Here is an 11,341-nt window from a genome sequence, read left to right on the forward strand (position 1 = left end):
CGCCAAAGTACCCAAAGCGCTTTGTCAATCCTCTAGGTGCTTTCACACAAGCCCCTCACACATCAAAAAAACAGCGGCACTTCGTTTTGTGCACTAAGCATTCGATAGCTTAAAGTTTTCGCGAGATCTGCACAAAACCACTGCGTTTTAGGTTTGATAGTGCCAATTATACTGTTCTGCAACTGTTTTTTTGAGTTATATTAATCTACTCAGGTCATAACTAGAGTAAAATTTGGTCATTATATGTTATAGCAGGCAGGGAAACAATAGGAAGTAAAATATAGAAATATAATCAAGGTAAGCTTTGTTATCTTTCATGGCCTTAACCACCTGGTTTGCTTTTACCATATGGTCTTTTACGGCATCGCGACTTATTGAAAGTTGATCGGCAACCTCATTATAGGTCATTTCCTTAAAGCGTATCATTTCAAAAACGAGTTTTCTCTTGGGTGGCAGGGAGCTAAGCGTATTACAAAGTGTTCCAAGATCGTGGGCCGCATCGATGCGTTTTTCGGGAAGGAGCTCTTCCTGTTCTTTCATAAAATAGGCTTCCAGCTCGGCTTTCATTTTTTTACTCCTTGATGTATTTCTTAGCCAGGTGTAAACCATGTTTTTCGAAACGGTAGAAATATATCCCCTGATGCCGATTTTAGGATCGACATAATCGCGTGTTTTCCAAAGGTGGAGAAAAATATCGTGGGTAAGCTCTTCTGCATTTTCCCTCGAAAGGGTATAGCGGTAGCAATAAGTAAAAATCTGTTTATGGAACATGGCATAGATATTTTCAAAGGCTTCGCGGTTTCCTTCCTTAAAGTTCTGAATAGTATCATATCCAAGCATAGAGGAGCAGATTAATTTACTGAACAAATAAAAGGTTTCGATGTTAAGGTGAATTGTTTAGCACATTAAGTTTGTGTTAAGCTGCTTTTGTATGCTGCACAATTACAGGAAGTTGGCGGTATAATATTACCTTGTTACCCTGATCGGAATAACGGAAAGATCATCCTTATCCCTTGAATCGAACATTTTGCGCTGATTTTCTCTGGCCAGGGATGAACGGATACCAAGTTTTGCAACACCTGTAATCCTGGAAATGGCCAGTTGGGTCAGGGTTTCTTCAGGATCGCCCAGTTGTTTCAGGGGCAATACTGCAAGTTCATCAGATAAAACATCAGGCGGGAGTCCGGCAGTGTAATTTCCCTGTCCCTGCGCATTATACACCTTAAATACCAATGGCCATAATACCCATCCTTTTACCTGCGGAGGGGTGCGATGGTCTGCCAGTTCGAATTCGGCCATATCTTTACCTAATGTGGCTTCGCCGATACGCACCGTGGGGAAGTGCGGTGTGAGGTTATTAATCAGAAGCTCTGCTGCCGAGGCGGTATGTTTCCCCGTGAGTATAAAAAGCCTGTTTATATCCAGTCTCAGATTGGTATACTGGCTGTAATTGAGCGGGCGGAAGAGTTTAGTGATCTCTTCTCCAAAAGTATGCCTCTGGGTGCCTGCATTGGCATTTCCGCGGTACTCCAAAAAAATGGCATCCTCATTTGCCCTGGTAATCATTGCTGCCAGTGCGGCAGCTACCGAAACCTCGCCACCCGTATTGTAGCGCATATCGAGAATAAGCTCGTTCACCTGCTGTGCCTTAAAACCGGCAAACACTTCTTTTAACCTGTTTAAGGCTTTGGTATCGAAATTATTCAGGAAGATATAACCTATTTTTTTGTTCCCTTTTTCCCAAATCTGTGTAGTATATACCGGATTGGGTTTTAGGTATCCGTTAATATTATAAGCTGCTGCCACACCTTCTACCTGTAGCACAATGCTGCCCCTTTTTAAGCTGCTTTCGCTCAATGATCCGATATTGGACGAATTAACGGCAACACCATTAATTGCGGTTACTTTATCGCCCCTTCTTAAGCCGGCAACGTAACCATCGGAGCCAGGCACCGAAAGCCGTACAAGAGTCTGATCTGATCCCGAAGCAGTAATGTTGACCAGGTCTACCCCGAAATCGGAATAAAGGCTACGCGGATAGCTTTCGGGCACATCTGCATTGAGGAGTTGCGAAAAACGGTCGGCATTATTTTTAATCGAAGCAAAAAATCTAAGGGGATCCTGGTTATAGTCTGGCTTTTTGGGAAGCGTAGTGTTCCAGTAATAATATACCTTCATGCTGTCGAGCACCCAATCATTAATAAATTCGTTGGTGCCAGGATCAAAAACCGGATCTTTATCCTTTTTGCAGCCGGCTATGATGATCAGGCCCAGCAATAATAAGAGAATGCCGCCTTTTTTTATCCTATTTGTAAAACCCAGTAATTTGATCATCGATAGCTTTCGTGGTTTAGCCATCAAATTAGGGGCTTGAGATTAATTTACTGTTATATTCCGGTTATGAATAAATGAAGTAAAACGAGGAAGCCGGCTTCCACACCGGCTTCAATTTCCTCTACTTTTTAAACAAATCTCCTAAAACAATAAGCTTTTGAAGATGTGGTAAATGTAATGATTTTTTGGGAATTAGAACGTTATTTACCAGTTTATCTGTTTATTTTATAAATTATTTATGGGGTATAGGAAGCATAAAAATTATAGGTTATGCCAGTCTAATTCTACAATATTAAATGTATGAGTTATCTGTCTTTTATTTAACAAATTTTTAACCCAGTAGGTATGATAAATTAAACTGTAAGGTGCAGATCAGGAAGAAGGGGCTGAAGTTGAAGGTATCGTTTTTTCTCAGGTGCGCCTGGGATAAGTTTGTTTCCGCTGTGTTACAAGGTTAATTTGTAAGCTATCTTATAATAGGTTAAGTTCGGGATATCCAAATATCAACCTATCCCAGTTCGGAGGAAAAGACAATAAAACATTATTTATTACCGGACGCTCGAAACTGTTCAGCGTGAAAGTGGAATAAACTTACAGGCGAATCATTTATGGCTTAATATTGAATTATTCGTAAGTCTTATCAATCAGGAACCTCAGGGCTTCCTCAATTTCCGATCTGCCTTCTGTGGTTTTAAGGTCTAAGCCGCAGAAGGTACAATCGTTGGTTGTGGCATAGATATCCAGATAGTAGATGCCCGATATCAACAGCGCAATGATGGCACGGTATCTTTTTGCATTTTCCTTAAAATAGGGATCAGTGATACTTTCAAATAACATGGCGCCGTTTTCTTCGCGGTCGTCGGCCAGTTTTTTTAACGATTTTCTGTTTTCAAGCAGTCCCCATAACAGGATTTTTTGAAACTCCTTATTCTTGAAAACGTAATCGAACTGGGAGATCAGCATCATTTTCGAAAGTGCTTTGCCGCCGTCGTCAATAACCGGCCCGGTAGGTTCTACTTTTACATTGCTCCAGAAATCCTGCGAACGGATATATTCATCAATCAACTGGTCGCGACTGCCAAAATAAGTGTACATCAGTTTTTTGTCCAGCCCGGCTGTACGCGCAATGTCGTTAACTTTCAGTCCCGAAAAACCTTTGGTCTGCAATATTTTTTCAACGGCATCCAAAAATTTCTGCTTGCTCTTTTCCTTGTCCCTTAACGGTTTAATCTCTTCTTCCTGTTTCATTTTTAATGAAAATAGTGCATTGGAAAATTACACAATCAAATTTAAATATTTTTATCACCGATTGGTGATATATTGTATATTTGTTGATGTAAATGATGTTCCCAGAGCATCTTGCCGGATTATTAACCAAACAAAAAACCATATGAAAAAAGTAATTCCACTTACCGAATTATCGATTGAAGAATTATACAAGAAAAAACAGACCATAAAGGGTGCATTAATTGGGCTTGGCGTGGTAATGCTTGCCGCATTTGCAGTGTTACTTTATCTTGTTGTTACAGCTAAAACACCTAAAGCTCTGGCAGCTATTCCCATCTCCTGCATGTTGGCCTTGTTGCCGGCTTTTATCAGCCTTGGCCAGATTAATACCGAAATTAAAAACCGTAATTCAAAATAACGATTTCAATGTCATCCGATTGCCTAAATTGTGCTGCTCCGGTAACACAGAATTACTGCCCTCACTGTGGGCAAAAATCTTCTACGCACCGCTATTCCATTAAACATTTCATCGCCCACGATTTTGTTCATGGTATCTGGCATGTTGATAAAGGTATTTTATTTACCCTTAAAGCACTTTTTACACGTCCGGGCCATAGCGTTCGCGAGTTTATCCAGGGCAAAAGGGTCCCGTATTTTAGTTTTGTTACGCTCATCCTGCTTATCCTAACCGCATCAACGCTTATCGCGCCATACACACACGGTAGCATGTCTGATCTGATGCCACAGGGAAGCAAAGCAATGATGAGCGAGATCGAAAAATTTATTTCTGAACATCCAAAGCTGATACTGATTATAACCATTCCCATTTATTCCTTTTTTAGTTTTATCTGGTTCAGGAAAGCCAGGCTCAATTTTTCCGAACACCTGGTTTTAAATTCAAACCGGATAATTGTAGAGTTGATTATCGGTTTGCTTATTTCGATCACAACTATTTTTTATACCAACAGCAAAATGCTTTTGTTCCTGTATTTCGGAGCGGTAACTTTTCTGGCATTTATGTACAGCATCTGGTTTTATTACCAGTTTTTTTCGGGCTTTAACTACAGTAAAAAAGGGTTGTTGTTGCGAAGTGTTCTCGTTCCGCTATCTTATTATTTTTTATCGTTTCTGATAGGAATAATCTCTGCGGTGATCAAAATGAAACATTAAAGTACCCATAAGAAACTATTAAAATACCTTACGATAAACGGTGGATTAATAGTTAATTTAGTAACATTTTCCTTCACATTGCCCTGATTTAAGTTTTATAGTGTTTATCTTTGGCGCGAAATGTATAAAAGGCTTGTCGTTTTCGTGCTGTTGGCTTCGCTGGTTGGATCAAATATGTCTACATATTTTATTTATGCCGGATTTGAGGTTAACCAGAAGCAGCTGGCCGAAAAGTTCTGTGTAAATAAGAACAGACCCTGGATGCACTGTAACGGAAAGTGTTACCTGATGAAAAAGCTGAAACAGGCAGAAGAAAAAGAGAAGAAACAGGAACGCGAAAGTCAGCGTACTGCTTTTCAGTTAGCCATGCCGAGTTCTCCAGTTGCATTTCATCTCAGTCCTATACCTTTCGAACGCCATTATTCACCTGCTAAGGTAGAAAACCCGATCAGCTGTCATTTCTCTATATTTCAGCCACCAAAGCAAACCTGTTAATATTCGAAATAGATCAATGTCTATTTCTGCTAATTCTGATCATTTTAAGAGTTTTGTAATATGATTCCTGGATCAGAACAACAATAATATTATAAAACAGCGTTTGTAAATTCTTATGAAATTTATCTTTTCTTCCCTGCTTGCAATGGTGGTGATATGTTTATGGTTTTCCTGTAAACAGGAGCAAGACTATAAAATTATCCGGTCGGAAGTGGTTGCCAGGCATGATAAAGTGATGAACGATGCCGATCTGGCAAATGGTCAAAAATCGGTGCTCGATTCCATTTATCGATCGGTTAAATCTTCCGGTAATGATACGGTTAAATTAGCTGAGGCGATTAGAAAAGTAGATGAAGCCAACCAGCAAATGGAAAGCTGGATGAATCATTTTGAACCTGATGTTTCGGGGAAAAGTAATGAAGAGGCTTCCGACTATTTTAAAGCTGAGTTGAAAAAGATAAACGATCTGGATAAACAGTTTAAAGCGGTCATTATCTGTTCCGACCGTTATCTGGATAGCCTTCATATAGAAAAGAGAAAAACGCTGCATTAACAGACTTTTTCGGGGACGATCGTCCCAAAAATTATGACAAACAGATTTATTCTATTTGCCTTACTGGCTATGCCTTTTGGCGTAGTGGCACAGAATGGCAAAACAAAAAATACAGATTCCGCAAAAACCGATAGTGTTAAACACCTGAATACCGTTGATATTAATTCGCGTTATTACCGCCGGTATAATATTGGCAAATCGTCTGCAACTTTAAAGCAGACTACGCCTTTGTTACAGTTGCCTCAGAATATCCAGGAGATTGATAAAAGTATACTTTTGGATCAACAGGCGATCAATATCAACGAAAGTGTAACGCGGAACGTAAGTGGTGCAATCCGTAATAATACAGCCGATTTTTATGGGCCATTTATTTTTATGCGTGGTGCGGGGGTAAATACGCTCCGTAACGGCGTAGATCTTTCGATGATTTATTACGGACCAATGCCGGAAGATGCCGCGATTATCGATCGCATGGAATTTATTAAGGGGCCGGCAGGTTTTATGAATGCCATTGGCGATCCGGCCGGTTCTTTTAATATTGTAACCAAAAATCCAACCGGAATACTCCATAATAACGTAAGTTTTACTACAGGTAGTTTTGATCTTTTTAGACTGAGCGGCGATTTTGATGGAAATCTTGATCAAAACAAAAAATGGCAGTACCGCTTAAATGTTGTGGGGCAAAAGGCCAAATCCTTCCAAAAATTTGCCTTTAACGATAAATTTGTGATCGATCCAGTATTGAAATATAACATTAATGATCATTCGTCTATCACTGCCGAATACATTTACCAAAAACAGCAATTTCTCCAGTATCTGCTTACTGTATTTACACCTGATGGATTTGCTTCGCTCCCGAGGGATTTTAGCATCTCCGATCCAAATAAAGAGCCTGTTAAGGGATCTGAAAATAATGCCTTCCTGACTTATGAAAACCAGGTAGGTAAAAACTGGCATTTAACCGCGAAGGGTGTTTTTGCAGGCAGTAGCTTAGATGGGAACTACTTTTTTGTTTCCAGCTACAATAAGGCCGCTCCAAATTTATTGCCCAGAAGGGTAACTTACGAACGCTTTAATACCGATGTGTATGCTTTTCAGGCTTTTGTAAACGGAGAAGTGAAAACCGGAAGTATTACGCATAAACTTTTGGGCGGAATAGATGCAAACCGTAAAAATCTATTGGCTTATTCAGGCTACAACGATAAAACAGCCAACCCAACTTTGTATTATCTGGATATCAACAATCCGGTTTATGGAATCAATTTCGATTCGAATAAAAGGGATGGAGCATTGAAAGATATTGCCACCAACAAACAATCGGTTGAGTATTATGCCGCTTATGCGCAGGATGAGCTGAACATGCTGGATAATAAACTGAGGATTACTTTGGCTGCACGGTTAACCGGATCAAAAAGTGCTGTTTCAGTTCCAACCGTAAGCGAAGTGAAAGACTGGGTTGTTACGCCAAGGGCAGGGATCAGTTATTCCATTTTGAGCGATTTTGCCGCTTATGCCGTTTACGATAATACTTATACCCCTCAAAGCGGCTTAAGTACAGCAGGAGGAGTTTTTAAACCTTTAAAAGGAGAAAATTTTGAATTCGGGCTGAAAAAAGACTGGGCCAATGGAAAGTGGAATACAACTTTATCTTTCTACAGGTTAACGAGGGATAATATCATCGTAACCGACCCCTCAACTTTATTGCAATCGCAGATCGGACAAACTCAGGCTAAGGGGATTGAGTTCGACCTGAAAGGGGAGATTGTGAAAGGATTAAATGCAGTAATCAATTATGCTTATACCGATGCCATTATTTCGAAAGATGCCAATGCAGCATTGGTTGGGCTTCCGTCTCCATACCTTACTAAACACATCCAGAATACCTGGTTAAATTACAGGTTCCCAATAGGGCTACCGGGTTCATTTACAGTTTCGGGTGGTTATCAGCTTCAGTCTGGCCGTTCAGGTCGCTATTCAGTAGAGAACAACCTAGCTGTTGCACCAATTTTCAGGCTTGATGGAGGTCTCGGCTGGACAAATAACCACATTACCGTGAACGCCATTGTAAACAACCTGCTCGATCGCAATAACTATGGCAGTGCGTGGGTTACTCCGGTGTCTTCAAATCCGGTCGGGCTAAATGCCTACGTACCTTTTGCACCAAGAGAATTCAGGTTAACAGTTGGTTATAATTTTTAAGGAGATGAAAAGAAAGAACAGCTTTACCAAATGGGCATTTAATCTGCACGGATGGCTTGGCCTGATGGCCGGGCTGTTCTTCCTCTTTTATGGTATAACCGGCTCTATGTTAATGTTCCGTAGAGAATTAGACTGTTATTTTAATCCCGAACTTCATCACATTACACCACAGGGTAAAATGCTGGGTGCTGATGCGATTTACAGAAATCTGGTTCGGTCTCATCCCAACCTGAAGAAAATTGTACTGCACGATTTTCCTGTTAACGCATTCGATAGCTACGAGTTTATGGTTTACCTGAACCAGCAGCATATCACCGAAAATTACCTGTATTACATCTGCGTAAATCCTTATTCGGGTAAGATATTGAAAGAAGGGAGTTATGCCGATCTTCAGCCTTCATTTTTCCGCTGGCTCTATTCGTTGCATTACAGCCTGCAGTTGGGAATGCCCGGCAAACTTTTTTCAGCTGTAATTGGCTTAATCATGCTGCTTTCGCTGATCACCGGTTTAATTGTTTACCGCAAACATTTCTGGGATGCGCTCCGCTTTAAAGCAGGCCTCAATTTTAAAAACTCAAGAACGGCCATTTCCTCATTGCATCGTATTATTGGTGTATGGGCAACGTTATTTACCGCGTTGCTGTTTTTTTCAGGCTTTTGGATGAACAGGGAGCATTTTAGTCCCGAAACATGGAAAATAAACCCGCCGGTTCAAAATACTTTGGTAAAAGTGGATATTGATTCACTCGTAGCTACTTCGCGAAAGCTGGTTAAAGGTTTCGAACCGATTGCGGTGAATATCCCTACTACACCTGGAATTCCGGTACAGGTTCGCGGGCACATGCCCAGCAGTGGAAATCTGCTTTATCGCGGTAAGGCAAGTGGATTTTCTTTCGATCAGGATACCGGGCAATTATTAAAGACAAGTATTATCGAAAAACAGCCCTTCGCTGCACGGTTCGATGCATGGATGTACCAGCTACATATCGGCGCGTTTGGTGGTATTTTACTTAAATTGTTTTATGTACTGCTTGGCCTGTTACCGGGCTTTCTTTCTGTTACAGGTGCATTGCTTTGGTTTAAGCGGAGAAAGAAGTTTAATAGTTAGCGCCAAAATTCGTCATTGCGAGAAGGCTTTTTCAGCCGACGAAGCAATCTTACAACAATCGCTAATCCCGCGTGCGCATTAAGATTGCTTCGTGCCTCGCAATGACGACTTTTTTATTAATTTAATTCTGTCAATGGTAGCGAAGTGCAACGGAGTTGGGAACCCGAAGGCTCTGCGAGGCAAATCTGTCTCGAGGTAGATCTCTCCGCTGCACTGCGTTTCGGTCGAGATGACGATCATTCCCGCAAATCGTCACCCTGAATTTATTTCAGGGTCTATTATGATAAAAAGATACTAACTACGAAGTAGCTATTAAGTTTTTAAAAACAATAAAAATCACTAATTAATAAATGGCTTCAGGTGGTTTTTTTATTAAAATTTAACAAACAGGTGTTTATTAAACTATAAGCATTTATTTATTTGTACTTTTGTATTACAATGATAATTAAGATATTACATATCGATAAACCATCAAATAAGGTGCTAAGCTTTGTGAGGGAACTGCAAACAGAAAAGGAAGATAAATTAAAACAGCTCGATTCTAGAAGAGAGAATTATTTCACAAAGAAGAAATAAAGCATTTGTTCCTTTCATCCTATCTTTAAAGTTACTTCCCCTTAATATTTTCTTAACCCTTACACAACTTTAGGGGCATCTTTCCGGAATACCTTCGCGTAAAAATAATTTTATGAAGAAAATAGTTTCGCTGATCGCCCTGTTTTGGCTTTCGGTAGGGTATTTATCGGCCCAGGAGAATCATGTAGTATTGATCAGTATAGACGGTTTGCGTCCCGAGTTTTATTTAGACCCGCAATGGGGAATGGTTAACGTGCGCCAGGCAATGAACAAGGGATCTTATGCAGAAGGCGTGCGTGGCAGTTTTCCCACGGTAACCTATCCTTCGCATACCACCATTGTAAGTGGTGTATTGCCTGCAAAACACGGTATTTACTATAACACGCCGGTTGAGCCTTTGGGTATTTCGGGCAAATGGTTCTGGTATTACAAAGATATTAAGGTACCCACCATCTGGACAGCTGCTAAAGATGCAGGTTTAACCACAGCAGGCGTAAGCTGGCCGGTTACCGTTGGTGCGCCCATTGATTATAATTTGCCTGAATATGTAATCCTGCCACAGGGTAAGGGCGAGAAGAAAGATGAAATTAAAGCAATGCTGCAGGAATCGAACCCGAAAGAGCTTTTTCAGGAAGTTCAGGATAATGCCATTGGTAAATTTGGGGAATTTGGTGCATCTATTGATTTTTTTACGAGCGATCAGAACAAGTCGAGGATGGCTGCTTATATCCTAAAAAGATATAAACCGTCTTTTTTAGCATTGCACATTGCATTGCTTGATCATTTTGAACATGAGCAGGGTCGCGATGGCGATAAGGTACGATCTGCGCTTGTTGGTGCCGATGTAGCAATTAAAACCATTATAGATGCAGCAGAATCTGCGGGTATCAGTAAAAATACCACTTTCATTATTACAGGCGACCACGGTTTTGTGGATATCCATACCCAGGTTAACCCAAATGTAATGCTGGCCAAACTGGGCTTATATAGCGATACAAATAGGGAGGCCTGGAAGGCTTATTTTCAACAGAGCGGTGGTTCTTCTTTCCTGCATTTGAAAGATCCTAAAGATAAAGCTACTTTAGAAAAAGTTAAACAGGCTTTAAACGATCTTCCAGATGGCATCAAAAAAACTTTCCACGTATTGGATAAAGATGCTTTAACCAAAGCGCAGGGCGATCCGAATGCATTTATAGCATTGGCTGCAAACCAGGGTTTTAGTTTTGGTGCTGCGGCATCGGGCGAAATGCTTACCCCTGCAAGCGGAGGTACACACGGATATCTGCCAACCGATTTTAAAGAAATCCAGACCGGTTTTGTTGTCTTCGGTAAAGGGATTAAACAGGGCACTGTACTGCCGTTAATGGGGCAGGAAGACATTGCGCCTTTAATTGCAAAACTGTTAAACCTGAACCTTAAAACCGATGGAGTTTTATATCCGGGTTTGCTTGCGCCGGTTAAGAAATAGGATTCTCTCTTTTGTCTCTTTTTTAATAAGATCGTCATTTCGAACGCATTCGAAATGACGATTTTTCTAGCGGGTCGTCACCCTGAACTTGTTTCAGGTCCTTTCATACAAGATTAGATCTCTCTCCCGAATATTCTTATCGTGTGGACACATCTTTTTAGGCAATATGCTGGCTTGCTTTGAAAATGTATAGGTTTTACCGAAGAACGCC

The 11,341-nt window shown here is 40.7% G+C and carries 10 protein-coding genes; 7 read left to right on the plus strand and 3 right to left on the minus strand.

The genetic code is table 11. The annotated features are described in order from the left end of the window. Positions 1-246: 246 nt before the first annotated feature. The 3 genes from B2V92_RS05215 to B2V92_RS05225 form a co-directional block, all read right to left on the minus strand. Complete coding sequence (locus B2V92_RS05215; protein ID WP_293305342.1) at positions 247-840, minus strand: RNA polymerase sigma factor; 594 nt, start codon at positions 838-840, stop codon at positions 247-249. Between the two features lie 126 nt (positions 841-966). Then, complete coding sequence (locus B2V92_RS05220) at positions 967-2,334, minus strand: S41 family peptidase (RefSeq protein ID WP_293305346.1); 1,368 nt, start codon at positions 2,332-2,334, stop codon at positions 967-969. Between the two features lie 624 nt (positions 2,335-2,958). Beyond that, complete coding sequence (locus B2V92_RS05225; protein WP_293305349.1) at positions 2,959-3,582, minus strand: TetR/AcrR family transcriptional regulator; 624 nt, start codon at positions 3,580-3,582, stop codon at positions 2,959-2,961. A 142-nt stretch (positions 3,583-3,724) separates the two neighbouring features. Between B2V92_RS05225 and B2V92_RS05230 the strand changes: the two genes are divergently transcribed. The 7 genes from B2V92_RS05230 (at position 3,725) to B2V92_RS05260 (ending at position 11,130) form a co-directional block, all read left to right on the plus strand. Beyond that, a complete protein-coding gene (locus B2V92_RS05230; protein WP_293305351.1) occupies positions 3,725-3,979 on the plus strand; it encodes a hypothetical protein in 255 nt (84 codons plus the stop codon). A gap of 8 nt (positions 3,980-3,987) precedes the next feature. Continuing rightward, positions 3,988-4,731, plus strand: a complete 744-nt coding sequence (locus B2V92_RS05235; protein WP_293305353.1) for a DUF3667 domain-containing protein — start codon at positions 3,988-3,990, stop codon at positions 4,729-4,731. 174 nt (positions 4,732-4,905) lie between these two features. Further along, positions 4,906-5,226, plus strand: a complete 321-nt coding sequence (locus B2V92_RS05240) for a hypothetical protein (protein WP_293305355.1) — start codon at positions 4,906-4,908, stop codon at positions 5,224-5,226. Between the two features lie 115 nt (positions 5,227-5,341). After that, positions 5,342-5,779 (plus strand): hypothetical protein, encoded by a 438-nt coding sequence (locus tag B2V92_RS05245; RefSeq protein ID WP_293305358.1) that lies wholly within the window; start codon positions 5,342-5,344, stop codon positions 5,777-5,779. A 33-nt stretch (positions 5,780-5,812) separates the two neighbouring features. Then, complete coding sequence (locus B2V92_RS05250) at positions 5,813-7,978, plus strand: TonB-dependent siderophore receptor (protein WP_293305361.1); 2,166 nt, start codon at positions 5,813-5,815, stop codon at positions 7,976-7,978. Positions 7,979-7,982: 4 nt separating this feature from the next. Next, positions 7,983-9,086, plus strand: coding sequence for a PepSY-associated TM helix domain-containing protein (locus tag B2V92_RS05255; protein WP_293305364.1), 1,104 nt, complete (start codon positions 7,983-7,985; stop codon positions 9,084-9,086). A gap of 688 nt (positions 9,087-9,774) precedes the next feature. Next, positions 9,775-11,130, plus strand: coding sequence for an alkaline phosphatase family protein (locus B2V92_RS05260; protein ID WP_293305367.1), 1,356 nt, complete (start codon positions 9,775-9,777; stop codon positions 11,128-11,130). Positions 11,131-11,341: the final 211 nt, after the last annotated feature.

The organism is Pedobacter sp. UBA5917 (assembly GCF_002432345.1).
Classification (GTDB): domain Bacteria; phylum Bacteroidota; class Bacteroidia; order Sphingobacteriales; family Sphingobacteriaceae; genus Pedobacter.